23 protein-coding genes are annotated in these 25290 nt (G+C 44.7%); 17 read left to right on the top strand and 6 right to left on the bottom strand.

The window, feature by feature from the left end:
* The first annotated feature begins 7 nt into the window (after positions 1 to 7).
* From AQUSIP_RS00465 to AQUSIP_RS00515, 11 genes are all read left to right on the top strand, one after another.
* Positions 8 to 802, top strand: a complete 795-nt coding sequence (locus tag AQUSIP_RS00465) for a uroporphyrinogen-III synthase (protein WP_147277512.1) — start codon at positions 8 to 10, stop codon at positions 800 to 802.
* A complete protein-coding gene (locus tag AQUSIP_RS00470) occupies positions 778 to 1818 on the top strand; it encodes a uroporphyrinogen-III C-methyltransferase (protein ID WP_170131884.1) in 1041 nt (346 codons plus the stop codon). Before AQUSIP_RS00465 ends, AQUSIP_RS00470 begins: the two co-directional genes overlap by 25 nt.
* Positions 1819 to 1828: 10 nt before the next feature.
* Entirely contained in the window at positions 1829 to 3052 is a 1224-nt protein-coding gene (locus tag AQUSIP_RS00475) for a heme biosynthesis HemY N-terminal domain-containing protein (RefSeq protein ID WP_114835356.1), read from the top strand.
* On the top strand, positions 3052 to 4323 hold the full coding sequence (locus AQUSIP_RS00480; RefSeq protein ID WP_114835357.1) for an MFS transporter: 1272 nt from the start codon (positions 3052 to 3054) through the stop codon (positions 4321 to 4323). Before AQUSIP_RS00475 ends, AQUSIP_RS00480 begins: the two co-directional genes overlap by 1 nt.
* 135 nt (positions 4324 to 4458) lie before the next feature.
* Positions 4459 to 4962: a peptide deformylase gene (def, locus tag AQUSIP_RS00485; protein WP_114835358.1), complete on the top strand. Its 504-nt coding sequence runs from the start codon at positions 4459 to 4461 to the stop codon at positions 4960 to 4962.
* Positions 4962 to 5912: a methionyl-tRNA formyltransferase gene (gene fmt / locus AQUSIP_RS00490; protein ID WP_114835359.1), complete on the top strand. Its 951-nt coding sequence runs from the start codon at positions 4962 to 4964 to the stop codon at positions 5910 to 5912. The genes def and fmt overlap by 1 nt, the downstream gene beginning before the upstream one ends.
* A 57-nt stretch (positions 5913 to 5969) precedes the next feature.
* The gene (gene rsmB, locus AQUSIP_RS00495; protein WP_114835360.1) at positions 5970 to 7274 is read left to right on the top strand and encodes a 16S rRNA (cytosine(967)-C(5))-methyltransferase RsmB; all 1305 of its coding nucleotides are present in this window, start codon (positions 5970 to 5972) and stop codon (positions 7272 to 7274) included.
* A 98-nt stretch (positions 7275 to 7372) separates the two neighbouring features.
* Positions 7373 to 8425: a GMP reductase gene (locus AQUSIP_RS00500; RefSeq protein WP_114835361.1), complete on the top strand. Its 1053-nt coding sequence runs from the start codon at positions 7373 to 7375 to the stop codon at positions 8423 to 8425.
* A gap of 244 nt (positions 8426 to 8669) precedes the next feature.
* Entirely contained in the window at positions 8670 to 9275 is a 606-nt protein-coding gene (locus AQUSIP_RS00505) for an outer membrane protein (RefSeq protein WP_114835362.1), read from the top strand.
* Between the two features lie 224 nt (positions 9276 to 9499).
* The gene (gmhB, locus tag AQUSIP_RS00510; protein ID WP_114835363.1) at positions 9500 to 10045 is read left to right on the top strand and encodes a D-glycero-beta-D-manno-heptose 1,7-bisphosphate 7-phosphatase; all 546 of its coding nucleotides are present in this window, start codon (positions 9500 to 9502) and stop codon (positions 10043 to 10045) included.
* The gene (locus tag AQUSIP_RS00515) at positions 10042 to 10776 is read left to right on the top strand and encodes a lysophospholipid acyltransferase family protein (RefSeq protein WP_114835364.1); all 735 of its coding nucleotides are present in this window, start codon (positions 10042 to 10044) and stop codon (positions 10774 to 10776) included. Before gmhB ends, AQUSIP_RS00515 begins: the two co-directional genes overlap by 4 nt.
* 13 nt (positions 10777 to 10789) lie before the next feature.
* On the opposite strand, the gene AQUSIP_RS00520 is transcribed toward AQUSIP_RS00515, so the two are convergent.
* Positions 10790 to 11635, bottom strand: a complete 846-nt coding sequence (locus tag AQUSIP_RS00520; protein WP_114835365.1) for an RsiV family protein — start codon at positions 11633 to 11635, stop codon at positions 10790 to 10792.
* Positions 11636 to 11967: 332 nt separating this feature from the next.
* Here AQUSIP_RS00520 and AQUSIP_RS00525 point away from each other — a divergent pair, with 332 nt between their 5' ends.
* A complete protein-coding gene (locus tag AQUSIP_RS00525) occupies positions 11968 to 13095 on the top strand; it encodes an IS4 family transposase (RefSeq protein ID WP_232058605.1) in 1128 nt (375 codons plus the stop codon).
* Between the two features lie 82 nt (positions 13096 to 13177).
* On the opposite strand, the gene AQUSIP_RS00530 is transcribed toward AQUSIP_RS00525, so the two are convergent.
* Complete coding sequence (locus AQUSIP_RS00530; protein WP_114835110.1) at positions 13178 to 13615, bottom strand: hypothetical protein; 438 nt, start codon at positions 13613 to 13615, stop codon at positions 13178 to 13180.
* Positions 13616 to 13693: 78 nt separating this feature from the next.
* On the opposite strand from AQUSIP_RS00530, the gene AQUSIP_RS00535 reads away from it, so the two are divergent.
* The 4 genes from AQUSIP_RS00535 to AQUSIP_RS00550 all read left to right on the top strand — a co-directional run bounded on the left by AQUSIP_RS00535 (position 13694) and on the right by AQUSIP_RS00550 (position 18621).
* Positions 13694 to 14821 carry a glycosyltransferase family 4 protein gene (locus AQUSIP_RS00535; protein WP_114835109.1) on the top strand — a complete coding sequence of 376 codons (1128 nt, stop codon included), beginning with the start codon at positions 13694 to 13696 and terminating at the stop codon, positions 14819 to 14821.
* Positions 14818 to 15621 carry a lipopolysaccharide core heptose(I) kinase RfaP gene (rfaP, locus tag AQUSIP_RS00540; protein ID WP_197737799.1) on the top strand — a complete coding sequence of 268 codons (804 nt, stop codon included), beginning with the start codon at positions 14818 to 14820 and terminating at the stop codon, positions 15619 to 15621. Before AQUSIP_RS00535 ends, rfaP begins: the two co-directional genes overlap by 4 nt.
* Positions 15587 to 17086: a lipopolysaccharide kinase InaA family protein gene (locus AQUSIP_RS00545; RefSeq protein WP_147277504.1), complete on the top strand. Its 1500-nt coding sequence runs from the start codon at positions 15587 to 15589 to the stop codon at positions 17084 to 17086. The genes rfaP and AQUSIP_RS00545 overlap by 35 nt, the downstream gene beginning before the upstream one ends.
* Positions 17087 to 17169: 83 nt before the next feature.
* Positions 17170 to 18621 carry an NAD-dependent succinate-semialdehyde dehydrogenase gene (locus AQUSIP_RS00550; protein ID WP_114835107.1) on the top strand — a complete coding sequence of 484 codons (1452 nt, stop codon included), beginning with the start codon at positions 17170 to 17172 and terminating at the stop codon, positions 18619 to 18621.
* A gap of 3 nt (positions 18622 to 18624) precedes the next feature.
* Here the strand turns inward: AQUSIP_RS00550 and AQUSIP_RS00555 are convergent, their stop codons facing one another.
* A complete protein-coding gene (locus tag AQUSIP_RS00555; RefSeq protein ID WP_114835106.1) occupies positions 18625 to 20166 on the bottom strand; it encodes a hypothetical protein in 1542 nt (513 codons plus the stop codon).
* A 98-nt stretch (positions 20167 to 20264) separates the two neighbouring features.
* On the bottom strand, positions 20265 to 21224 hold the full coding sequence (locus AQUSIP_RS00560; protein WP_114835105.1) for a hypothetical protein: 960 nt from the start codon (positions 21222 to 21224) through the stop codon (positions 20265 to 20267).
* 84 nt (positions 21225 to 21308) lie between these two features.
* Between AQUSIP_RS00560 and AQUSIP_RS00565 the strand changes: the two genes are divergently transcribed.
* The gene (locus AQUSIP_RS00565) at positions 21309 to 22064 is read left to right on the top strand and encodes a Mut7-C RNAse domain-containing protein (protein ID WP_114835104.1); all 756 of its coding nucleotides are present in this window, start codon (positions 21309 to 21311) and stop codon (positions 22062 to 22064) included.
* A gap of 3 nt (positions 22065 to 22067) precedes the next feature.
* Here AQUSIP_RS00565 and AQUSIP_RS00570 read toward each other — a convergent pair whose 3' ends face one another.
* Both AQUSIP_RS00570 and amaB read right to left on the bottom strand, forming a co-directional pair.
* The gene (locus tag AQUSIP_RS00570) at positions 22068 to 23606 is read right to left on the bottom strand and encodes a hypothetical protein (RefSeq protein WP_114835103.1); all 1539 of its coding nucleotides are present in this window, start codon (positions 23604 to 23606) and stop codon (positions 22068 to 22070) included.
* A 158-nt stretch (positions 23607 to 23764) separates the two neighbouring features.
* Positions 23765 to 25282, bottom strand: a complete 1518-nt coding sequence (gene amaB / locus AQUSIP_RS00575) for an L-piperidine-6-carboxylate dehydrogenase (RefSeq protein ID WP_114835102.1) — start codon at positions 25280 to 25282, stop codon at positions 23765 to 23767.
* Positions 25283 to 25290: the final 8 nt, after the last annotated feature.

Raw genomic sequence — 25290 nt, forward strand, 5'->3', positions numbered from 1 at the left:
GCAGCTTATGAACGATTCAGCCTGTCTCACTATTCTGGTAACGCGTCCTGATCCCGCGGGATCAATGCTTTGTGCGCTGATTAAAGCAGAAGGAGATCAGGCGGTGCATCTTCCCGCAATGCGTTTTGAGCCGCTAGTGGATCAACCCGATTTTCAGTCCGCACTCGATCATCTGGGGGAGCAGGACTGGGTGCTCTTCGTCAGCCCGCAGGCGGTTTATGCCAGTATTGCAGCGATTCGGAAGAAATGGCCTGTGCTGCCGCCACAGCTTAAATTTGCCGCCGTAGGTGAAGGCACGGCGAAGGCATTGAAAGAGGCGGGTTATTTGATGGCTGTGCATCCGCAGGGAGAATGGAACAGTGAAAGCGTGCTGGAATTGCCGGCTTTTCGGTCGGTAGCAGGCCAAAAAATTGCAATCATTCAGGGCGAAGGCGGTCGCGAGCGTTTACCTAAAGCCTTGGCTGACCGCGGCGCGACAATCACACAGCTCATCGCGTATCAGCGCCAATTGCCCAATGTGGAAATGGCGCCTTTTATTAAATTATTAAACCAGCGGGGGTTAGATGCAGTGATCTGCACTTCGTTTGAAGGCGTGCAAAATATTAAAAAATTATTTACGGACGCAAGCTGGCCCATTCTCCGCAGCACACCGCTTATTGTGGTCAGCGAAAGGATAAAAACGCTTGCACACGCTTTGGGTTTTCAGACAATATGGGTAGCACGCAACGCAAGCCATCCTGCTATTTTGGAATGTCTAGTGCAGAAAAGGAAGGAAATATGGCAGATAAAACAGACGAAATAACGGAAGCGAAACAGCCGGATAAAACCTCAAACCGCAAGGGGATCAACTGGGCCGCTCTGGGTATTTTCTTTTCCACGCTTGCCATCGTCATTTTTGTTTGCGCTTTTGGGTATGGCTATTTTCAACTGGCGAAAGTGAACACGTCACTGGCTCGCATGGTGTCTGGCCTGGATAGACAGGCACAAAAAAACCAAAAAGACATCGCAGCTTTACAGGCTTCTCAGGAGGCGATGCAGCTTACCGTGCAAAAATCACAGGAACTTTCCAGTAAACAAGAGCAAATGATTGCTAACTGGGAGGCAGCTCAACAGGGCAATCTTGACAAATGGTATGTGGCGGAAGCGCAATACCTCGTTAAGCTGGCGGATGACCAGTTGCAATTCAATCATAATGTCGCTGCAGCCACGACATTAATCACACGAGCTGACCGCATATTACAGAAAGTGCAGGCGCCTGATTTGCTTGAAATTCGCAAATCACTCGCAGCAGACCTTGCTCGCTTACAGGCGGTGCCCCAAGTGGATACGACGGCGCTTTATTTACAGTTAACGGCGCTTAATCATCAAATAGACCAACTGCCCTTGCCGCCGCGACCGCTTAAAACGGAAACGGCGTCAGCCGTGACAGAGACCAAAGACATGCCATGGTGGAAAGCAGGGTTATATCGCAGTTGGGATTCGCTGCGTAAAATCGTGATCGTTCGTTACGATGCTTCACCTTCACTTCCGCTCGTCATGCCAGAGGAGAAGGCGTTTCTCTATCAGAATATGCATGCACAAATGGAAGGTGCCATGTGGGCCGTGCTGCATCGCGACATGCCTGTTTATCAAACCAGTCTTGCGCGCGTAATGGTCTGGACGCACCGTTATTTTGATCAGGATGCACAGGCTACCCAGGTCATGCTGCAGCAGTTACAGGAATTGATTAAAGTCAATGTAGAGCCGCCGACGGTTAATTTTGCCAACTCGTTACAGCTTTTTGACCAGTATTTTGCGAAAGCGGGCGCGGCGCAATAGGGAGGCTCGAATGCGGCGTTTAATTTTATTTTTATTATTTCTTATCGCTTCCGTCTGGGTCGGTATCAAACTGATTCATAATCCGGGTTATCTGCTCATGGTATATCAGCCATGGATGATACAAATGCCCTTGTGGTTTGCTTTATTGAGCCTCATTATCGTTTTTATTCTTTTTTATCTGCTGATTGACAGCATCGATCGGTTGCAATTTTTATGGTTCCGCATGAAAAACTGGCTGCGTTTGCGGCGCGAACACCGTTCTTATAGCAAGACGCAACAGGGCCTTGTCAAATTAATCGAAGGACGCTGGAAAAAAGCAGAAAATCTGTTGTTGTCAGGGGCAACACAATCGCTTGAACCGCTCATGAATTATCTGGGTGCAGCGAAAGCAGCGCATGAATTGGGTGCTTATGACAGACGTGACCGCTACATTCAAAAAGCGTACCACCTTGCGCCTGAGGCGGATCTCGCGATCGGGTTGACCCAGGCAGAGCTTGCTCTTGCGCAGGACCAGCTTGAGCAGGCGCAAGCAACATTAAACCATTTGCGCCAGTTGTCGCCGCATCATCCACGCATTCTGCAATTGTTGGAAAAAGTCTATGTACGGCTTGCGGATTGGCAAAATTTATTGGCGCTTTTGCCTGCGTTACGCAAAGCAAAAGTATTGAATGCGGAACAGGCTGTGTTATTTGAAAAAAATATTTATTGTGAAATTCTACAGGCTGCTTATCCCAAAACACGCGCTGAATTACGCGCTATTTGGGATAATGTACCCAAAGCCATGAAGAAAAATCCAGACGTGGTGTGCGCCTATGTTAAAGGGCTTCTCCTTGAACAAAATCGTTTCCAAGCGAATACGCTGCCAGATGAAGAAACGGCGAGAGAAGTTGAAGAGTTAATTCGTAGAACACTTAAGTATCAATGGCAACCGGAACTCGCTCACCTATACGGAACCCTGCCATTTACCAATCTGAACAGACAACTGGTCATTGCCGGCGCATGGCTGAAGCTTTATGGGCAAAAGCCGGAATTGTTATTGCTATTGGGCAAATTGTGCACGCAGGTGCAATTGTGGGGCAAAGCCAAAGATTATTTTCAGAAATGCCTGAACCTCAGCCCCAACGCAGACGCATCACTTGCGTATGGCAAGCTGCTTGAGCAGCTGGGTGAAACAGAGGAGGCCATGCAAAAATACCGCGAAGGTTTGGTCCAACTGGCGAGCAGGGTTGAGTAGTGCCTCGTTCACAAATTAAATTAATCCTGCTTTCCGGTATTGGCGGTGCACTGGAATTTTTTGATTTTGTGATTTACGCTCTCTTTGCCTCTTATCTGGGGCAGGCTTTTTTTCCTCAGGCCAATCCCGTTGTGAATCTCATCAATACCTATGCCGTTTTTGCCATTGGCTATGTGGGACGTCCATTGGGCAGCATTCTGTTTGGTCACCTGGGCGATCGCTATGGGCGCAAACAGTCTTTTACCCTTGCTGCGTTTCTGATGGCAGCCGCGACTTTTTTGATTGGCTGTTTGCCTACTTATCAGCACGTTGGATTAACCGCAACGTTGCTGCTGATTTTGTTACGCATCATTCAAGGTATTTCACTGGGCGGTGAAGTGGGTGGTGTCACGGTTTTTGTTACTGAACACGTTTCGACTGGACGGCGTGGTCTTGCGGCGGGCCTGATTTTTATGGCGATCGCTTCCGGCAATATTCTGGGCAGCTTCACTGGTTTTATGCTGACGCATTTTTTATCGGAATCAGCGCTCTACGCGTGGGGATGGCGAGTCCCCTTCTGGATCGGATTTATTCTGGGTATGGTGGCTTACTACATTCGCCGCCGCACATTTGAAACGCCCATTTTTACGGCGCTGGATGAAAGCCAAAAACAGAGGTTTCCTTTTATGGCTTTATTAAAAACATCATGGCTGCAAGTATTGACTGGCATCAGCCTGACTGCATTGCCTGGCGCAACCTTTGCTTTATTGCTTTACATGCCGAGTTATATGTCCACCATCCTGCATTATCCTGCTGCTAACACTTACCTCAACAATATGATTGCCTTTGTCATTGTCAGTGTGTTTACAGCTGTATTTGGCTATCTTTCAGACTATATAGGGCGGAAGCAGCTCATCCTGCTGGGTTCAATTTTAACTATTTTTATCACTTATTATTTATTCAACATGCTGCTATCGTCTTACCACATGCTCATTTTTAATATCGGTCTTGCATTTGTTGCGGCGATTACCAATGGCTGTTATGGTTGTGCGATTGCTGAACAATTCAGGACGGAAATCCGCTACACGGGTATGGCATTCAGCCTGAATGTGGGTGTCACTATTTTCGCAGGCGTGACGCCTCTGGTTTCCATGTTCCTATTTAATTTGACCCATGATGCTTTGGCACCCATTTATTTTCTGACGGCGTGTGCCGTGCTGAATCTGATTGGCGCGCTTGCACTGAAACAAACCTCGCCGCGTATGGCATCAGCACTGGACGCTATAGTTTGAATTTTAAACACCTCTCAACTAAAATACCGTTCCTTAAAAATGGCCAACGTCCAGTTTGGGTATGTGCTAGGCTCATTGCTGGCATCACAGTGCAAAAATTAGCTATAATATAATTTGTTGATATGAGATAACCTTATGGCTTTATTAGAAATTCTTCATTATCCTGATCCTCGCTTGCGCATTAAGGCCAAGCCTGTGACGCAGATAGATGATGAAATACGCAAGATTGTTGAAGACATGTATGAAACCATGTACGCAAGTCATGGGGTGGGGCTTGCTGCAACGCAAGTCGGTATCGATAAACAGATTTTTGTGATGGATGTATCCGAAACTCGTGATCAGCGCTATTGTGTCATGAATCCTGAGATTTTAAGCCGCGAAGGCACCCAATTGGATATGGAAGGCTGCCTTTCAGTCGAAGGGACATTTGATAAGGTTGAACGCGCCGCCAAGGTACGGTTACGGGGCATGGACCTGGCGGGAAAGACGTTTGAGTTAGATGCACAAGAATTAATGGCTGCTTGTATTCAGCATGAAATTGACCATCTCAATGGTATTTTATTCATTGATCATCTTTCGCGTCTCAAGCAAGATCGGATACGCAAGAAAATCGAGAAAACCAAACGTCGGGCTGAATAGTGGCACATCCTTCCCTTAGAGTTATTTTCGCGGGTACACCCGAATTTGCGGCTGTGGCGCTTGAAGCACTGATTAATTCACCCCATCAGGTGGTATCCGTTTTTACCCAACCGGATCGTCCCTCGGGCAGGGGATTGAAACTGACCGCGAGCCCCGTAAAACAGTTGGCCATTCAATACCAGATACCTGTTTATCAGCCTACGTCACTCAAAGGGGCTTATGAGCAGGAACTGATCGCTAACGGCAAAGCAGATGTGATGGTCGTTGCCGCCTACGGCATGTTACTGCCGGCGACTGTTTTGCGTATACCGCGCCTGGGCTGCATTAATATTCATCCCTCCCTGCTGCCGCGATGGCGCGGAGCCGCTCCCATTCAGCGTGCTATTTATGCAGGGGATACCATAACAGGTGTCACAATTATGCAAATGGATGCAGGCCTTGATACCGGCCCGATTTTATTGACCCGGCAATATGTCATGGATCCGGACGAGACTTCCCAAACCCTGCATGATGCGCTGGCCAAATTGGGTGCAGAAGCATTAATTGAAACGCTGAATTTACTGGCAACGGACAAGATGGAGCCCAAGACCCAGGAAAATCATCTGGCTACTTATGCGCATAAAATCACCAAGGAAGAAGCCCTGATTGACTGGACGCGCCCCGCAGTAGAGCTGGAACGCGAAATCCGCGCCTTTAATCCCTGGCCCATTGCTTATACTTCCTGGCAAGGTCAACATGTGCGGATCTGGCGGGCAAAGGCAATCGCAAAACAGCAGTCTGCCGAGCCGCGTACCATTGTGCATGCCTCACAGGATGGCATTGATATTGCTACTGGGGAAGGGGTGCTGCGTTTGCTGCAGTTACAGTTACCGGGTGGAAAAGTCTTAACGGCGGCCGATTTTTATAACGCCAAGCACAACGAACTTATTACTGGCGAAAAATTCATTTGATTAGCCTGTCATTCATGATAACGACTGCTTTATCTCCATTAGTCCAAGGAAAAAAGAATGAGTGTTAACCTGCGCCTGCTCGCTGCACAAATCATTAACGATGTTACGAATGGCCGTTCTCTCTCGGATAGTTTGGATGCATCTCTGACGACGATTAAGGATGCGCGGGATCGGGCGTTTGTACAGGCGGTATCATATGGCGTTTGCCGGTTTTATACGCGACTGGATATTGTTTTAAGCCGCTTGTTAAAAAAACCCATGAAAGAAAAAGACAGTGATGTGCATGCCCTTATCTTGGTAGGTCTCTATCAACTCATGGATATGCGTGTCCCGCCCCATGCAGCAGTTGCTGAAACAGTGAATGCGGCAGACAAGCTCAAAAAATCTTGGGCTCGTGGGTTAATTAACGCGGTACTGCGCGAGTACCTTCGTAAAAAAGAAGAAATGGACAAGGAAATAAAATCCGATCCGGAAAGTGATTATGCCCATCCTGCCTGGTGGATTGAAGCAATCAAAGAAGCTTGGCCCGAGCACTGGGAAGCAATATTAACAGCGAACAATGCACATCCGCCTTTTGCGCTGCGTGTGAATAGACAACATCTGTTGCGCGAAGCATATCTTGAAAAGCTGGAAACGAAGGGTTTAAAAGCCTCTGTGATTCCTGAAACAGAACAGGGAATAGTGCTGGAAATGGCTGCACCCATCGATACCCTGCCTGGTTTTTCTGCGGGTGATATTTCAGTACAGGATGGCGCCGCACAACTGGCTGCGGAAATATTAAAGCTCGCACCAAGGCAGCGGGTGCTCGACGCCTGCGCTGCGCCTGGTGGTAAGCTGACACATATAATAGAAAGGGAACCGGACTTAGCAGAAGTGATTGCTGTTGAAAAAGATCCTCTACGCATGCCGGACATCAAAGATAATCTGCTACGTCTTAAGCTCAAAGCAAAATGTATTTGTCACGATGTTGCTGCAATAAAAGACTGGTGGGATGGGCAGTTATTTGACCGCATATTGCTGGATGCGCCCTGCTCTGCAAGCGGTGTGATTCGCCGACATCCTGATATCAAATTATTACGGCAGATTTCCGATATAAAAAGACTCGCTCAAGAACAACTTCATTTGCTCGAAGTTTTATGGCCTTTGTTGAAGCCAGGCGGATTGCTGGTGTATGCGACATGTTCCATTTTTCCAGAGGAAAATACAGATGTGTTGCGACGCTTTCTTGCTGTCCATGCAGACGCCGCAGAAGACAAGCTGGAAAACACTTGGGGTGTGCCGTGTGCCATCGGCAGGCAGATTCTTCCGGGGATGCATGGAATGGATGGCTTTTACTATGCGCGGGTGAGTAAAAGGCTTTAATTTAAATGTGAATGATGCAGAAAAAGCCGTTTCACATTCGGGTGACAGACGCGCTGTTAACGTCTAAAATTATTGATCAATGACTAATGGGGAACGCCATGCGTATCGAATACGATGAGAAACTGGATTTTCGTGATGTTCTAATTCGACCTAAACGTAGCGTGTTAAAATCGAGATCAGAAGTATCCCTTGAGCGTGAATTCAAATTCAGACACAGCAAAGTCACTTGGAGCGGCGTGCCTATTATTGCAGCGAACATGGATCATACGGGTACGTTTGAAATGGCAAAAGCGTTGGCTGAACATAATCTACTAACGGCGCTCGATAAATTCATTCCCATCGACAAATGGAAAACGTTCATCAAAGATGAGCCCGTTGCGCTTTCGCATTGTTTTGTATCCGTTGGTATTGGCGATACGGATTTTGCCAGGCTCGATGACATCATGAAAATAACTAATATTCCTTACATTTGTCTGGATGTGGCGAATGGTTATACGGAACGTTTTGTTTCCTGTCTTGAGCATTTGCGTGAAAAGTATCCTGATACTGTCATCATGGCGGGGAATGTTGTCACGGGTGAAATGGTGGAAGAACTAGTTTTATCAGGCGCCGACATTGTTAAAATTGGTATTGGACCAGGCTCGGTATGCACCACGCGCGAAAAAACCGGAGTAGGTTATCCGCAGCTTTCCGCAATCATTGAATGCGCTGATGCAGCGCATGGATTAGGCGGGCAGGTTTGCGCAGATGGTGGTTGCGTTACACCCGGCGATGTGGCAAAAGCATTTGCTGCGGGCGCGGACTTTGTGATGCTGGGCGGCATGTTTGCCGGGCATGATGAGTGTCTGGGTGAAGTGATCGAAATGAATGGCAGAAAAATGAAGCGTTTTTATGGCATGAGTTCTGCTGAAGCCATGGAGCGCCATCATGGAACCGTAGCTGATTATCGCGCAAGCGAAGGCCGCTCTGTGAATGTGCCTTATCGCGGGCCGGTTAAAAATACGGTTTTGGATATTCTGGGCGGCATACGTTCAACTTGCACATATGTAGGTGCACACCGTTTAAAAGAACTTTCCAAGCGCACAACGTTTATACGGGTTGCTCGACAATTGAACGAAGTTTTTGTTCCTTACGATGTAGACAAAAAATAACAAGATAGCTTGCATAGCATTGTTTCATTCAACTTGCAAATGTTGAATATGTATTCAATGTAAGCTATCATTCCTCGCACTTCGTATCTGGATACTGCTCAAATTAGTTCGCTGTATTCACGGACGCTCGCAGATAGAAGGATTTATGCTCACAAAAAAATTACGGAGCATATGCCTTTTCTTCATAACGGACGAGAATCGGTAAGGAGGATGTCAATAAATCCAAAAAAATAGGAGTGTGAACATGTTGAAAAAGTTTCTACTTGCAAGTGCTATTCTAGCCGCAACATCCACCGCTGCTTTTGCTGACGGCCCTTATGTGGGTGCGAGCCTTGGCGCTGAAGCGGGTTCCTTCAATTTAAAAGATGACAGTGGCAGCAGCGTTGATTTCGGTGGCCGTGGTGCTGTTGGCAGCATTTTTGGCGGTTATGGCGCAACTGTTAACCAGAACATTTATCTGGGCGGTGAAGTATTTGCAAACCTGACCTCTACTTCAGCAGACATCAAAGTTGACTCAGACAACGTCAAAGACAGCATTAAAAACAAGTATGGTTATGGTATCAGCTTCATCCCAGGCGTGATGTTAAGCGATCATACCATGGTGTATGGCCGTGCCGGTCTCGTCCGTTCACGCTTTGAAGTGAAAGAGTCCGCTCCGGTCTCCAGTTCACAAAGCAAAACCTTAACAGGTGGACAATTAGGCATCGGTATCCAAACCAGCTTGACGCAGAACGTTGATCTGCGCGGTGAATATGACTACACCAGTTATCGTTCCGCCAACTTTAGCGGTAACAAACTGTCACCTGCTACTGACCAGTTCAACCTGGGCCTTATTTACAAGTTTGACTAATCAAACGGTTATCCCCGTGCTTCAGCACGGGGATAATTTCCTTTTCTCATCTTTAGCTTATCTCTTTACGCCCCCTCAGGGCGAACGGTTAGAAGCTTTGGCGTGTACAGAGCTTCAGAGGTTAAAGCCGAGCATTTTTTATTCAATTTGCGGTGAAAACCGTTCAAACGGGAAGAAAATTGGTATACTGTACGGCCTTTTCAGATAGTGAATGAGTGATAAGTATGTCTTATGTCATCCTCGATCGTGATGGGGTCATTAATTACGATTCAGAAGAATATATCAAAACACCCGATGAATGGATCCCTATTCCCGGGAGCCTGAGCGCTATTGCGCAATTGAACCGGGCAGGCTTCAAGGTGGTGGTCGCCACTAACCAGTCTGGCGTGGCGCGCGGTTATTATGATATTGATATCCTTGATGATATTCATGAAAAATTCCTGCGCGAACTGGCGGCGCATGGCGGTTATGTAGAGGAAATTTTTTTCTGCCCGCACCATCCCGATGAGCAATGCCCCTGCCGCAAACCGAAACCTGGCCTCTTGTATCAGATTCAGGAAAAATATCTGGTGAACTTGACCGAAACATTTTTCATTGGCGATTCCTTTGTAGATGTGCAGGCGGCGCATTCCGCTGGTTGCAAGCCTCTGCTGGTGTTAACGGGCAAGGGTGAACAATCACTTGAAAAATACCCAGAGCTATTAGCAGTACCGCATTTTTCCAATCTGGCGAGTGCTGTAGAATATGTCATAGCAAGGCAAAAACCATGACTGAAAAAAAACGGTCTACATTCAATTTATTTATCCGTTCCCTGATTTTTTCCATTTACTCTGTCAGCACAATCATGCTGTACAGTTTCGTCTGCGTCTTGTCGCTGCCTTTTCCGTTGCGTTATCGCCATGGACTAATACGCAATTATTTGCGTTTATATATCTATGTGCTTAAAAAAATCTGTCATATTGATTATCAGGTAGAGGGGCTTGAGCATATTCCCAAAGACCGTAATGGCATTATTCTCAGCAAGCACCAGTCGACTTGGGAAACCTTTTTCTTGCCGATTATTTTTCATGATCCTGCCATCATTTTGAAACGTGAACTATTGTGGCTTCCCTTTTTTGGTTGGGGCCTTGCCGCTTCGGACCCTATCGCAATTAATCGCAGCAGCAAATCCAATGCCATGCAGCAAATTATAGCGAAAGGAAAAAAATGTCTGGATGAAGGGCGATGGATTCTGGTTTTTCCTGAAGGTACGCGCGTTCCTCCAGGCGTAGTAGGCAATTATAAATTGGGCGGCGCGCGGCTTGCTGCAGCCACCGGTTATCCGGTTATTCCCGTTGCGCATAACGCAGGCAAATTCTGGCCGCGTCGAAAATTTATCAAGCAGCCTGGCACAGTGCGTGTGGTGATTGGGCCATTGATTGAAAGCAAAGGCCGTACGGCCGAAGAGATTCTAAAGCTGGCAAAGCAGTGGATCGAAGAGACGGTGATGCGGATTGGTTGATGTAAGCTCAAAACTAAGCCTCATTCATAAATCCACCTGTCAATAAATGATTTCGCAGGCATTTTTTCCGCTGCTTGAGACAAAGGCCAATAGGCGAATCAGGCATAATGAATTGCTTCAATGCTACATAAGGAATTAATACGGTTTGTGTGCCGTATACGTAAGGGGCGACCTGATATTCATCAAAGGTGATTAATAATCCAGTGGGATTAACATTCCAGCGTTTGAAATTTTCCGGAATGGGCTGTGTACCGTTCCGGATCATTTCCTTGTTTCGCAGTTTTTTGCTCAGCACTTTACGCGAATAATCAGATAAAAACGTCAGATAATCTTCGTCTATTTTAAATAAATCAGCCAATTCTATTTTCTGGCCATTATCAAGATCAAAATTCAATACACGATGATAATGATAGGGGCGCGTTGTGCCTGCAACATAGCCGTGTATATTAAAACGGACGCTCATAATGGGTTTATCATGGGTATTGACAACAGAAGTATCAAAATCAATGGTCAATTCGTTTTTGATATCGGATTTAGCAAGGTTTTTTTGCAAGCCCTGTTTTTCAGCCACCCGATTTTTAAACTCAGCTGTTTCCTCTTTTATCAGGTCGCTGACCAGTTGATTAAACAACTCAACATGTTCATTGGCGCCTATACTGGTAAGACGAGGATAAGTAGATCTGACGACAATCCGGGGTTTGGCATAATCAATTCGAACGGTGGGGATGAGATCGACTTCATCGTACACAGGGTAAATGGTTTCATGTACGATGCCTGAATCTTCATCGGCAAACGCGGGTGCAACGCAGGCGAAAAGAGAGATAAAGACAAGAAGCATAATCGATTTAGCGCTTTGCATAATCACTTCCTTGCTATTGATCGTTAAATGGTGTTATTCCTCTCGCTTTGTAGCGTCCGAACCCCGCGGTTTGTTCGGCATTGTTGCATAAAAATTTGCTTGTCATTGCTGTAAAGGTTACCTGTTTCGCTGATGAAACTACACCTTGGCTATTTTACAAAATGCTCGACAATGCTGTCATCCTGAGCGAAGCGAAGGATCTCTTTTTGTGCATCGGGAGATCCTTCGCTTCGCTCCACTACTGTCCGGTGAACCAGATTAAAAATTGATCGTCCTTGGTAAAGCGCTATGATAGCGCGCTAAACACCACATTTAGCACCAAGGACGAACTGATGAAAGATACCGTTTTTCAACGATTATTAAAACCCGTTACAAAAAAATTAATGAAGGAATGTATAGAACGCTTTCGATCTGATCATCGTTATGAATCATTTAATACATTTGAACATTTAAAAACGATGATTTATGCACATATTAATGAAATTAAAAGCTTACGCACGTTAGAGGTTGCGATAAACAGTCAAAAAATTGGTATAAAAACGCAAGTAAAACGCTCGACCTTAAGTGATGCCAATCGAAAACGACCAGCCGAAAGTTTCTTTTGGATATTAGAACAGCTTATGTCTTTGTTACCCAGGAAAAAACATAAAGAAATAAAAAAAGTAATCAGGATATTAGATAGTAGCCCGATACAGCTAAGAGGCCAAGGGTACGATGAGTGGTCAAAGCAATATGCGACTCGGCATATACAAGGATTAAAACTACATGTTGAATATGATTTAGGATTAGATTTGCCCTTAAGGATGAAGTTGAGTCATCCAAATTGTAATGATGCGACGATGGGACAAAAATGGCCAATCCTTAAAAACACCCTTTATGTGTTTGATAAAGGTTACTACGATTACAATTGGTGGTGGAGCATCAACAAAAGGCAGGCTTATTTTGTGACTCGATTAAAGAAGAATGCGGCCATTGTTATAGAAAGCCGGCAAAAAAATACTCGCGAACCCATCTTACAAGATTGTCTTTTTAGAATTTCAAATAAAGTTCCACGTGGTGGAAAACGCATGGAATATAGCGAGACGCTGAGATATATAAGTGTAAAAAGAGAAGGAAAAACTCCTCTTATTTTGGTAACTAACTTGAAAGATTTACCAGCAGAAAATATTGCTAAGCTTTATAAAGCCCGATGGGAAATAGAGCTATTTTTTAAATGGATCAAGCAAAATCTTCGACTTAAAAAATTTCTGGGCCGATCTTCTAATGCGGTTAAAATTCAAATAGCAACAGCCTTGATTGCTTTTATATTGATACAAATATTTAAAAATGTTTCAAATGAGAAACGTTCATTACATCTCGTTTTAGTCTGGATCAGACATAATTTGCATGTTGCAGAATATCGCAATAGACAATACAAGCCTCCTATTTATTTAATTTCAAGGAGACCTGTTTATTTATGATACAGGTTCACCGGACAGTAGTGCGCTTCGCTCAGGATGACAGTTTTGTGAACGCCTTAGTTTGTTGACTCTAATATACCCGCTATGGGGCAGACGGGTTCCTCATTCGGGAGGCGAAGCTTTCACTGCCATAACAGGCATTACCCAGGGTTTTGGTCTCCGTGATAATACCTTGACTGTTGACCTCAAAGGTTGCCATACAGGCCAGTGTCATGCCGCGGTTCCAGGCAGGGTTAAGGCTGGGGGTGGTCGTCATCACAGGCTTGCCACCCGGGCTAAAATGCACCCCAACCGAAGGAGAAGCGGTTCCACCAGAAGAGTGATAACTCTCTGTTTTATATACATAAACCGTATTGCCACCCGTACCAGTGACCCGCTGGTCCGGCGGACCCCACTGTTTGACCAGGGCGCTAACATGTCCCCCGCGCCAACTGTCCACGGTTTTTGTATAATAGTTATTCGTTGTGGTTGCGCAGCCTGAGAGTAAAATAACGAGTCCTGAAACGATAATAGAACGCATAGGGTATCCTTATATCAAAATAGCCTGGCACATGACGATGTCACAAAAAAATTTTACATTTATTGAAAAGCAATCACTATGAAGTTAGCCTTTTGCCTTTTTAAATACTTTCCCTATGGCGGATTGCAACGCGATTTTTTGCGTATTGCCCGCGTCTTGAAAGAGCGGGGCCATGAGATCCACGTTTATACCATGCGCTGGGAAGGTGAGCCAGAACCCGGGTTCAAACTGCATGTGCTGCAGGCAAGTGGCTTGCAAAATCATACACGCTCCCGTTCTTTTGTGCAGAAAGCCCAAGCCGCGCTTCAAACAGAAGCGTTCGATCGGGTCATTGGCTTTAACAAGATGCCATCGCTTGATTTTTATTATGCGGCTGATGTTTGTTATCAGTCACGCGTACGCGAACAGCGCAGTTTTTTTTACCGGCTGCTGCCACGCTATCGTGAATGGACTGCGCAGGAAGAGGCGGTGTTCGCACCAGGTAACAAAACGACAATATTGTTGATTTCGCCTTTGCAGCAAAAAGAATACATGCGCTATTACCACACTGAACCGGAACGCTTTCATCTTTTGCCGCCTGGCATTGCGAAAGATCGCATTGCTCCACCAAACGCCGCCGCTATTCGTGAAACAGTACGCAACACTTATGCAATTTCCCCTGATCATTTTTTGCTGCTGATGGTGGGCTCAGGCTTTAAAACCAAAGGACTGGATCGCGCCCTCCGGGGCATTGCCGCCTTGCCGCCCGCCATCAAAGCGCGCTGCCACCTGTTTGTCATCGGACAGGATAATCCGGATACTTTTCTGAAGCTTGCAGACCAGCTGCAGATTAAAGACCGCCTGCGTTTTCTGGGGGGACGCAAGGATGTGCCTGATTTCCTGCTGGCGGCGGATGTTCTGCTTCACCCCGCTTACCATGAAAATACGGGCACTGTGTTGCTAGAGGCAACAGTAGCAGGTTTGCCGGTCTTGACCGTGGATGTGTGCGGTTACGCGTCTTATGTGCGGAATGCCGATGCCGGCGTTGTTCTACCTTCTCCTTTTCAGCAGGAAGCGTGGAATGAAGCCTTGCAAAAAATGTTATTATCATCAGAAGACAGAAAAGCATGGCGGCAAAATGGCTTGGTCTTTGCACGGCAGGCGGATATTTATTCGCTACCTGAAAAAGCCGCCGATCTGATTGAGTGTGGCAGGGCTAAAACGTGAACTTCTATCTGCACGACAGGTTAAAAAAATATTTTCCAGTGCCAGGCGCTGAGTTTGACCAGATCATGACCCTGGCAGGTGAACGCTTCCGGCACCAGGAGGGCAGGTTGACGCAGCGTATCATGCTGGGTGGAAAAAGCTATTTTATCAAGCAGCACCGGGGGGTGGGCTGGAAAGAAATCGTCAAGAACCTGCTGCAATTACGCTTGCCCGTGCTGAGTGCCAAAAATGAATGGGCTTCGCTCAATCGGCTGCAAGCGCTTGGAATCGCTGTGCCGCCTGTGGTCGCGTTTGGCAAGCGTGGATTGAATCCTGCCCGACTAAAATCCTTTATTCTGATGGAAGAGCTGGCTCCTGTAGTGAGTCTCGAAACCCTCTGCAAAAACTGGCGCAGCGTGCCGCCGCCTTTTGCATTTAAGCGTATGCTTGTCGAAGAAGTCGCCCGTATTGCGCGTATTTTGCATCAGAATGGCATTAACCATCGTGATTTTTATATCTGTCATTTTTTATTGGACACTTATCATGGTTTGGTTGATCTCACCGCGAAAAAACTCAAACTCTATCTTATAGACCTGCATCGTGCGCAAATGCGCCGTTCTATCCCTGAGCGATGGGTTATCAAGGATTTGGCGGGATTATATTTTTCAAGTAAAGACTGTGGACTGACACAACGGGATTTGTATCGTTTCATGCGGGTATATCAAGATCGGCCTTTGCGTGAAATAATTCAATCGGAAAAAACTTTTTGGCAGAAGGTGAAAAAGCGTGGGGAACAATTATACCGTGACCATACCGGGTGAGGACGTGCGTGAAACAAACACGCTGACATGGAAGGACCTGCATGCAGCGCATTTTGCATTCGATTCACCTTTTGAAATTCCCCTGATTGATGATCAGGTGTTTTCAGCCGATGAAATTATCCGCATCATACCCGGAAAGCGGCTGGTGGCTTTTGGCACCTGGCAGGAAAAGCCGGTGGTGGCGAAACTCTTTTTTGATAAAAAGCATGCCAAGCGCCATATGGAAGAAGACCTGGCCGGGGTTGAAAGACTGCGCGAGAATAAAATTCCAACGCCGCCTATTTATTATTATGGCATCTGCAAAGATAAACGCATTTACATTTTACTGTTCAAACGTATTTTTGACGCAAAAAGTTTGCACGATATCTGGTTGAAAAAGAAAAATCCTGAGCGCTTGCTGCCGGCCTTGAAGGGCGTGACCGTTGAGTTGGCGACCCAGCATGTGCTGGGTATTTTGCAGAATGATTTGCATTTGAAAAATTTTCTACTGACCAGAAAAAAAATTTATACGCTGGACGGCGCGCAAATTGAACTTTTTCCTGTCTTATTATCTAAGAAAACAAGCATGCATAATTTCGCGCTGTTTCTTTCCCAGTTGGGGGTGGGAACAGAAGAGCTGCAGATGAAATTATTTAATCATTATGCGTCATCACGCGGATGGCTGCTAAAACCGGAAGACACAACAGAACTTTTTATGATGATTAAAAAATGGAATCATGAGCGGTGGCTCCGGTATCAAAAGAAAATTTTTAGAGAAAGTTCCGAATTTGCTTGTATGGAAACGTGGAGCAAATGGGGGGTGTATGACCGAAATTATGCTAAACCTGAGTTTGAACGTTTTCTTCATGATCCCGAAATGGCTTTTCATCATGCTACAGCCGTTGTATTAAAAGCTGGCCGTTCATCGACCGTCATCAAGGTAACATTGGATCAGCAGGAGCTGGTGATCAAACGTTATAATCTGAAAAATTTCTGGCATCGTTTGCGCCGCTGTTTGCGTACGACACGAGCAGCGACTTCCTGGCGACTGGCACAGAAAATGAAACTATTCGGGATCCCGACGGCAAAACCCGTGGCCTTTATCGAGAAAAAATATTTTGGATTACGCGGCAAATCGTATTATGTAATGGAATATGTTCCCGGTGAGCATGGCGGTAGTTATTTCATGCGCCATCGCGGCGAGGAAGAAAAAGTAAATGAAATGGTGGCACGAATCGCCAAGTTGCTAAAAAATCTTGCCAAGCTGGAAGTCACGCATGGCGATTTGAAAATCACCAATGTGCTGATTGACGATCAGGAAAATCCCAGATTGATTGACTTAGATGGTGCGGCCGAGCATGCTGCTTTATCCAGTCTGCGCGCAGGATGGCGCAAAGAGATCAAACGATTTCTGGAAAATTTCCAGGATGATCCCGCACTGCAGGAGAAGTTCAAACACGCGCTTGGTGGTGAAAAGGCAGGGTGAATTCAATTAATTTCGTCACACGGGGAATGATTCTCCGTGGTAAGCCACGACGTATTGAGGTTTAATAAAAAAAGGAAGTCATCATGCAGGGAATACATAACGCCAGACTGTTTAAGGAAGCTTGTTATATTAACGGTCAATGGATGCAGTCGGATTCCGGCAGAACGATTCCCGTTAGAAATCCCTTTAATGGCGATGTGCTAGGACATATCCCTGAATGTGGACGAGAAGAAACCCAGCGTGCGATTGAGGCAGCGAATACAGCGTGGCATCCGTGGCGTAATTTGTCTGCCAAGGAACGCTCTGACCTGCTGTGGGCATGGGCACATTTGATCGATCAAAATAAGGAAGACCTTGCCCGTATCATGACGCAGGAGCAGGGCAAGCCGCTGGAAGAATCCCGTGGCGAAATTGATTATGCGAATGGTTTTATCAAATGGTTTGCTGAAGAAGGTCGCCGCGTATATGGCGATGTTATCCCCTCAAATAAACGGAATCAGCATCTCGTTGTCATTAAGCAGCCTGTAGGTGTGGTTGCAGCCATTACTCCTTGGAACTTTCCTGCTGCCATGATTACCCGAAAAATCGCGCCCGCGCTCGCCGTGGGATGCACCGTGGTGGTAAAGCCGGATGAAGAAACGCCTTACAGCGCGTTTGCGCTTGCTGTTTTAGCTGAGCAGGCAGGCATACCGGCTGGCGTATTGAATGTGATAACCGGCATTCCGGAATTGATTGGCGCAGAATTTACCGCCAACCTGCTTGTGCGTAAACTTTCGTTTACAGGATCTACGGCAGTGGGCCGGTTGTTGATGAAACAATGCGCTCCTACCATCAAGAAGATTACACTGGAATTGGGCGGCAATGCGCCTTTCATTGTATTTGATGATGCTGATCTTGATGCGGCTGTGGAAGGCGCAATCGCATCCAAATTTCGCAACACAGGCCAAACGTGTGTGTGTGCCAATCGCATATTGGTGCAGGATTCCGTGTATGCTGAATTTGCCAAGAAATTAGTGCACGCCGTCCGCCAGTTGAAAGTAGGCAATGGCCTTGAACCAGGTATTCAGCAGGGGCCACTCATTAATGAGTCTGCGTTTGAAAAAGTTAAATTACATATTGATGACGCAGTCGCAAAAGGTGCACAAGTTGTGTGCGGCGGCAAACCGCATCCACTCGGCGGCCTGTTTTTTGAGCCCACCGTGTTAACCGGCGCAAATACTTCCATGCGTCTCGCAAAAGAAGAAACCTTTGGTCCTGTTGCTCCTTTGTTCCGTTTTCATACGGAAGAGGAAGCTATCCTGCTGTCAAACGATACTGAATTTGGTCTTGCCTCGTATTTTTATAGCAAGCATATCGACCGCATCTGGCGAGTGGCGGAAGCGCTGGAATATGGCATGGTTGGAATTAATGCGGGGATTGTGTCAACAGAAGTGGCGCCCTTTGGCGGCGTCAAGCAGTCCGGCATTGGGCGCGAAGGGTCTAAATATGGTATTGATCCTTATGTGGAGATCAAGTATCTCTGCATGCAGGGTTGATTACTATCGACTTAATTTATTTCTTTCTTCGCGAGAAATTTTAAACAAATCGTAAAATTCCTGAGTGTTTTTATTTCTGAAAAACCTGGAAAAAGATAAGCTTTTACCAGCCTTAATAGCTATACTTTCAATATCTTCATATTTGCTAAGCAGATCATTGTTATCCGCTTTTAATGCGATATCACAAAGATCGTATATTTTAGCAATATGAGAGGGAACTTTCTTTTTCACTCCTCCGATTAAATGAAATTTAACCCCAATACCTGTACCAAACAGACTTGTCTTCCAGTTGGCATTCTCAATATATTTTTTTAAATTCGTTAAAAGTTTTCTTGTAATTTCCGCTTCCGTTTTTTTAATATCAGCTTCAAATTCCCGCGTGGCTTGTTTCGTTGCCAATTCTTTTGCTTCATTTTTCAATCGCGGTAGGATTTTGTCATTAAAATCGGCATCCAATTGCGCTTTTAATTTAGGGTCAGTTTTTTCTAATTCTAAATAAATATCCTTATCACGCAATTTTGTTTTTGCAGGAGCCTTAAGGATTGCTTTCCTGGTAATGTCATGTGTTGTGTCAGCAAGCAAGGTTGGGTCTGGATTCGTACAAGAATATTTATGTTGTTTTTGCCATACATCTGATAATGCATGTTCCACAGAGAAGCTTGGATCATTGCCCAAAGTTTCTCTCATATCTAAGTATTCAAGATAGGTTGTTGGCAACTTTATTGTTTCTTCAATTTCTTTCGAGCGCGATATTATAGCTGCATGGTGAGTCATGCTTATTTGCTGTTGTCGATAGAGATGTAAATTTTTTAAAATTAACTCAAGAAAAATTCTATTGAAATTTCTGTTAGTGGGTTCACCCAGAGATGATTCGATTTTCTCCAATGTATTACTATTAGCATTGAATGCTATTTTTGCCAAAAATGGAAGCCAATAATTATTAACAAAAGCATCTTTTTTAATTTCAAACAGAGGTATATATCTTCCCGTTTTTGATTTTTGAGAAGATTGAATTAACCTTCCTTTTTCATCCTGAAACAGACATTGTGATGCGATTTGCGACTCCAGAGATGTATATCTGGAATTTTCCATCAGTTTTCTAGTTACTTCGTTCATGTTTTGATGAAATGAATCCACATCGCTTTTATTAGCCAATTTTAGAGAAGGAATTTCGCCTTTCTTGTCGAGCTTTTTAAAGGCAAGAACGCGTTGCGCAATTGCAGCAAAATTAGTTATATGGTAGTCCAACTCACCAGCATTAATTCCTTGATTACCAAGAGCCTCGCTGATTTCAACATTTTGAAAAAGAAAGGGAACAAAGGTTGCTTTTTTAACATCTTCCATGTTGATGTCAGTTTGACAAAATTCGTATACAATCAAGTCGCTTAATTGGTCGTTTCCCATAAAGGTAGTTCCGCCATAAATACCTTGGTATTTATCATGAATAAATTTGGCGAATCCAGCAAAAGAAAGAAAATCGTTTCTTCTAAGCGCATCAACAAAGTCTTGGGTTTTTGGCTGTTGATTAGATAGCTGTAATGGCATGCCACTCTCTCTTAGAATAATATTAGTATTCTTTAATAATATAAATTTTATCTTAAGATAGTCTTATAGAATTATATCCTATTGATTAGATTGATTTTTTATCTTGGTTTGTTTGTTGGTTCTGTTGATTGATAACCGATTTTTTCAGCTATCCCCGCGATGTTTTTTGCGAATTTATCTTCTTTTGTTTGCCAGGTAAAAAAATACGAAAATCGATCATAGCCAATATAAGTCCTGGCAGCTTTGAGATGGGAAGCATAAGGAAAATGGACAGAGATTGTTTCTAAAAAGCTAGCCCCCTTTTCATCAGTGTTGGTTTGTAAAAGTTTTATATGTTGACTAAGCTTTGCACCAAACTCTTCGAGCTTATGCGCATAATCCATGTTTTCTTTTTCAAGCGTGTGGTAAATGTCGCTGATGATTATAAATTTTTCTAACATGGTAACCAGTTTTTCATCTTCTTTTCCTGTAGAGGGTGGTAGACTTTTTTGAAAATCTGAAATAAAAACAATATCGGCGTTGCCATTCATATCGGCATATTTATTTTGGAAATCAATTGACGATAGTTGATAGTTGGATTTCCATTTTTCCTTGATTAAGCCCATCAGGTAGCGTTTATGAGTGCCGAATAATTGTTTTAATTGCGTAATTAATTGCTCCTGCTCATTCAGGATTTTGATCGTCAATGCAATATTATTATAAAGCTTTTTCTCTTCCGCGGCGGGTTTTCCATTTTTGGCTTCAAGCTTGAAAAGAACAGCACAGTAAAAATTAGTAATAGTAAAACCAATTTCATCGGCTAATTCGCTATCCATTGCTCGTTCCAATTGAGCTTTCAATTGACTAAGCTGTTTCCTGTCATTGGGCAGAAGTTCAACAGTTAATGCCAGTAACTCATCGTTTCCAAGTATGTCGGGCGTTATTTTAGACCATGTTTTGGCAATAGTTTTATTCCATTCTAGGATTCGCTGGCTCATTCTTGAATAAGCCGATTGAAATTGATTATCACTAGGCGGGAGGTCAGGTAGAGCAAGCACCGCTTGTAAAATTTCCTTCATTATTGCTTCTCCACTTGCAAAAAGAATGATTAATCTATATTAGAATAATAAATAGAGGCCATTGTAAAGCACATAGGCGACGGCATGCGTTCAGGAACCGCTCATTTTCGTTTTTATGAAGAATTAAATGATTTTCTTCCGCCCGAAAAGCGCAAAAAATCCTTCCCGCATGTTTTTCCGTTAACTGCCTCCATTAAAGATGTGATTGAGTCATTAGGCGTTCCGCATGCGGAAATCGACTTGATATTGGTAAATGGAAAATCAGTCGATTTTTCTTATCCATTGTCGGACGGTGACCATGTTTCTGTTTACCCAGTATTTGAATCACTTGATATTACCTCCATCACCCGGCTTCATCCTGGCCCCTTGCGCAAGCCCTGTTTCATCCTGGACGTTCATCTGGGAAAATTGGCGCGTTATTTACGTTTGTTGGGTTTTGATACGCTATATGATACCCATTACAAAGACAGTGAAATTGTTGATCTGGCACAGCGTGAACATCGCATCATTCTCACGCGTGATATTGGCATACTCAAAAATAAACAGGTAACCCATGGTTATTGGCTACGTGAAACACAGCCCAAGAAGCAAGTAGTGGAAATTATAAGGCGATTTGATCTAGTGCGTCAGTGTAAACCTTTTACACGCTGCCTGGAATGTAACGGGAAGATTATTCCTTTAAGTCAAGAAAATAATATAATACAACCTGTGCCGCCCGGCGTAAAAGAAATGCAAGACCAATTCTTTCAATGTGAATCCTGCCTACGGTTATATTGGCAGGGAACACATTACAGCAAGTTGAAAACATTTGTAGATACGTTATTAGATAAAAATAAATAATTTTTATCGACCGATACCATACTGCTTTCCGTCTGCTTTTTCTTTTCCAGGATGAATACTCATCTCAAGGATGGGAGACGATGCGATCTTCTGGCTAAATAGGGTTAATTGATTATGTTTGGTGAATGCTTTGACGTATAAATTCGCTTTAATTATAAGTTCACCGGTTTCTTGAGGTGTGAGGGGGGTCATTAAATTTGTAATCATAAAAAATAAATCATGCGACAATTTTCCGCACTTAACCAATTGAATGCCTTGCAAGAGCCATATTCGCATAGACAGCTGCGCAATAGCTTTACTTTGATTTGAGCTGAGCTCTGCGCGATGCAAACTTTCCGTATAGGTTAAGTGCTCATACGTCATAAGGTGGTGGATAACTTTTGCTTGTGTAAGCAATGGCAATATATTAAATGCTATTTTTTTGCCTGAGTTTCTCGCGGCTTTTTTTGCAGCCTTATCTACTTCTTTCGCTATTGCAATGCGATAGTCATTATTCTGAATAAAGCTCAGTGTACGAAGTGATATGGCTGGATTAATGAACGCATTGCCTTTTAAAAGGCCACGCGCCGCTTTGGCTATCGAAGCGCCGCGAGACAGCATATTTTCCATCTGGGCAAAATGATTATTTTCTGCCAAAGTGTAACAGATATGATCCTTATGGTGATCATGCTGTTTCAATAAATCCTCAAGCCAGACGGTATGGCATCCTGCAGCATATCCACGCAGGACTTCCATGAAAAACGAGGCATAATACCTAGTTGCTTTTATGGCTAGCTGTACTTCTTCCACTTTTTTCTTGTTACCGCTGATTGCATAACCAAGAGCCATATCTGGAAGATAAAATGGGGTAATTTTTCCTTCAAAATCTGCAATGATCGGGTTTATCAAGTCATGAAAGCCGCTTTGCGCATAAGCTGATACAACATAATTCCGCGCTTTTAAGCTTGTCTTGCATAATATGGGGTTAATGAGATCGTTGACGAGATCGGCTCTTCCTTGAACAGCCGCTGCCCAGACTGCATAGTCGGGGAGCAGCTCTTTATTGTCCCAGTCCAGTTTTTTTGCCCTTTTATATATGCGTTGTATATTTTCCAATGAACCTGCAAAGGAATGACCTTTAACCGCTTGTAAAAGTACATCATATTTTTCATCTGCAATCGCTGCTTCAAGCAAATCATCCGCTTCCTTTTGCAAGCCCGCTTGAATAAAACCACAAATCGCATGACCTCTGCTGGCACCCTGCTTAAGCCAGTAGGCTACCTGGGCTACGTGTCGGCCTAATGCAGCCCCATAAACAATAGTGTGGATGTTTGCGCCAAAACGGTCTGCCAGTAAAATGGCGGCTTCATGATGGCCCTCAAAAGCTAAGAGACTGCCGGGAGTATGCAAATTCCAGGGCATATTGATGCTGCAATTTTGTAATGCAAGGAAAACGCGTAGCGCATTTTCGTCTAGATTTTTTGCCAGCGCATACATTTGGTTAAATACTGTTTCTGGCGAATACATTTCTTGACCAGATACGGTTTGAAGTCTATTTTGCATGCTAATTTGCCTCGTTTTGATTTTTATTTGGCTGATTGTACAAAAATTGATAATTTAAGGGAAGGGCAAATAAGGGTCATGTTCTTTGACCGTCTGGGTTAGCAGAATGGGTGCAGCAGAACCGGGCGCAAAGCGCCCGATGTCATGAGAGAGGCAAATTAAATGACAAACTTGATGCCTTGCGCCAACGGCAAAGCCTTGCTCCAGTTGATGGTGTTGGTTTGACGCCGCATGTAGGCTTTCCATGCATCTGAACCAGCTTCGCGACCACCGCCAGTGTCTTTTTCGCCGCCAAATGCGCCGCCAATTTCCGCACCGGAAGTGCCGATATTGATATTGGCAATACCGCAATCACTGCCGCGCGCAGAAAGAAAAGCTTCGGCATGCTGCAGATTTTGCGTGAACATCGCGGAAGAAAGGCCAAATCGCGAGTGATTATGCTGTGCAATAACGTCATCCAACTTCTTGAATTTCATGACATACAAGATCGGGCCAAAAGTTTCACGCTGGACGACATCCCATTCGTTTTGCGCTTCAATAAGCGTTGGCTCCACAAAAAAACCTTCGCGTTTAATGGCATTGCCGCCAAATAAAATTTTACCACCCTGTTGTTTGGCGTCGGCAATGGCTTTGACATATTGATCAACAGCATGCTGATCGATGAGCGGACCCATCAGGTTTTTTTGATCGAGCGGATCACCAATCGTGACTTTTTTATAGGCATTGACCAATGCGTTTACCAGTTTGTCATAAAGGGATTCATGAATAAACAAGCGACGTGTTGTGGTGCAGCGTTGCCCTGCTGTGCCTACAGCGCCGAAGACAATCGCGGGAACAGCCAGTTCCAGATTCGCGCTTTCATCAACGATGATGGCATTGTTACCGCTTAACTCGAGCAGTACTTTGCCCATGCGTTCTGCGACAGTAGTGTAAATCGCACGCCCCACGGTGGTTGAACCCGTAAATGATACCAGTGGAATACGTTCGTCTTTAGCCATGTGAGTGACAATTTCATTTTTGTCAGAGACCAACAATGAGAAAATACCGCTATAGCCAAATTTATCTAACACACGATTACAAATATGCTGAACCGCAACAGCGCATAATGCGGTTTTGGGCGAAGGTTTCCACACAACGGTATTGCCGCAAATAGCTGCAACAAATGCATTCCACGACCACACTGCAACAGGAAAATTAAATGCACTGATCACGCTCACGACGCCAAGAGGATGCCATTGTTCATACATTCGATGATGCGGGCGCTCAGAATGCATGGTTTTGCCATATAGCATGCGTGATTGGCCGACAGCAAGATCGGCCATATCAATCATTTCCTGCACTTCACCGTCGCCTTCCTGCTTGGATTTACCCATTTCAAGGGACACCAGGCTGCCGAGAAAATCTTTGTACTTGCGCAGTTCATCGCCGATGGCGCGAATTACTTCGCCACGTTTAGGTGCAGGCACTTCACGCCATGATAAAAAGGCTTTTTGCGCTTCTTTGATTACGTGGTCATAATCTTTTTCAGAAGCGTTATAAATCGATGCAATGGCTTCGCCGTTAGTGGGATTATAAGAGATAATTTCACCCGCCTCTTTTGCATGCGACCACCAGTGCGGGCCAGTGCTTGCGCCGCTATTTTTCGCTTCCAGATGAAGTGATTGTAATAATTCCATGACATTTT

This window comes from Aquicella lusitana, assembly GCF_902459475.1.
GTDB classification, from domain to species: domain Bacteria; phylum Pseudomonadota; class Gammaproteobacteria; order DSM-16500; family DSM-16500; genus Aquicella; species Aquicella lusitana.

Bases quoted from the DNA above. Each gene is read 5' to 3' on its own strand.
- def (WP_114835358.1), top strand. From the start codon at position 4,459: ATGGCTTTATTAGAAATTCTTCATTATCCTGATCCTCGCTTGCGCATT.
- AQUSIP_RS00525 (WP_232058605.1), top strand. From the start codon at position 11,968: ATGAAAGATACCGTTTTTCAACGATTATTAAAACCCGTTACAAAAAAA.
- AQUSIP_RS00530 (WP_114835110.1), bottom strand. From the start codon at position 13,615: ATGCGTTCTATTATCGTTTCAGGACTCGTTATTTTACTCTCAGGCTGC.
- gmhB (WP_114835363.1), top strand. From the start codon at position 9,500: ATGTCTTATGTCATCCTCGATCGTGATGGGGTCATTAATTACGATTCA.
- AQUSIP_RS00565 (WP_114835104.1), top strand. From the start codon at position 21,309: ATGCGTTCAGGAACCGCTCATTTTCGTTTTTATGAAGAATTAAATGAT.
- AQUSIP_RS00520 (WP_114835365.1), bottom strand. From the start codon at position 11,635: ATGCAAAGCGCTAAATCGATTATGCTTCTTGTCTTTATCTCTCTTTTC.
- AQUSIP_RS00550 (WP_114835107.1), top strand. From the start codon at position 17,170: ATGCAGGGAATACATAACGCCAGACTGTTTAAGGAAGCTTGTTATATT.
- AQUSIP_RS00555 (WP_114835106.1), bottom strand. From the start codon at position 20,166: ATGCCATTACAGCTATCTAATCAACAGCCAAAAACCCAAGACTTTGTT.
- AQUSIP_RS00535 (WP_114835109.1), top strand. From the start codon at position 13,694: ATGAAGTTAGCCTTTTGCCTTTTTAAATACTTTCCCTATGGCGGATTG.
- rsmB (WP_114835360.1), top strand. From the start codon at position 5,970: ATGAGTGTTAACCTGCGCCTGCTCGCTGCACAAATCATTAACGATGTT.
- amaB (WP_114835102.1), bottom strand. From the start codon at position 25,282: ATGGAATTATTACAATCACTTCATCTGGAAGCGAAAAATAGCGGCGCA.
- AQUSIP_RS00465 (WP_147277512.1), top strand. From the start codon at position 8: ATGAACGATTCAGCCTGTCTCACTATTCTGGTAACGCGTCCTGATCCC.
- AQUSIP_RS00505 (WP_114835362.1), top strand. From the start codon at position 8,670: ATGTTGAAAAAGTTTCTACTTGCAAGTGCTATTCTAGCCGCAACATCC.
- AQUSIP_RS00570 (WP_114835103.1), bottom strand. From the start codon at position 23,606: ATGCAAAATAGACTTCAAACCGTATCTGGTCAAGAAATGTATTCGCCA.
- AQUSIP_RS00475 (WP_114835356.1), top strand. From the start codon at position 1,829: ATGCGGCGTTTAATTTTATTTTTATTATTTCTTATCGCTTCCGTCTGG.
- AQUSIP_RS00560 (WP_114835105.1), bottom strand. From the start codon at position 21,224: ATGAAGGAAATTTTACAAGCGGTGCTTGCTCTACCTGACCTCCCGCCT.
- AQUSIP_RS00470 (WP_170131884.1), top strand. From the start codon at position 778: ATGGCAGATAAAACAGACGAAATAACGGAAGCGAAACAGCCGGATAAA.
- AQUSIP_RS00500 (WP_114835361.1), top strand. From the start codon at position 7,373: ATGCGTATCGAATACGATGAGAAACTGGATTTTCGTGATGTTCTAATT.
- AQUSIP_RS00515 (WP_114835364.1), top strand. From the start codon at position 10,042: ATGACTGAAAAAAAACGGTCTACATTCAATTTATTTATCCGTTCCCTG.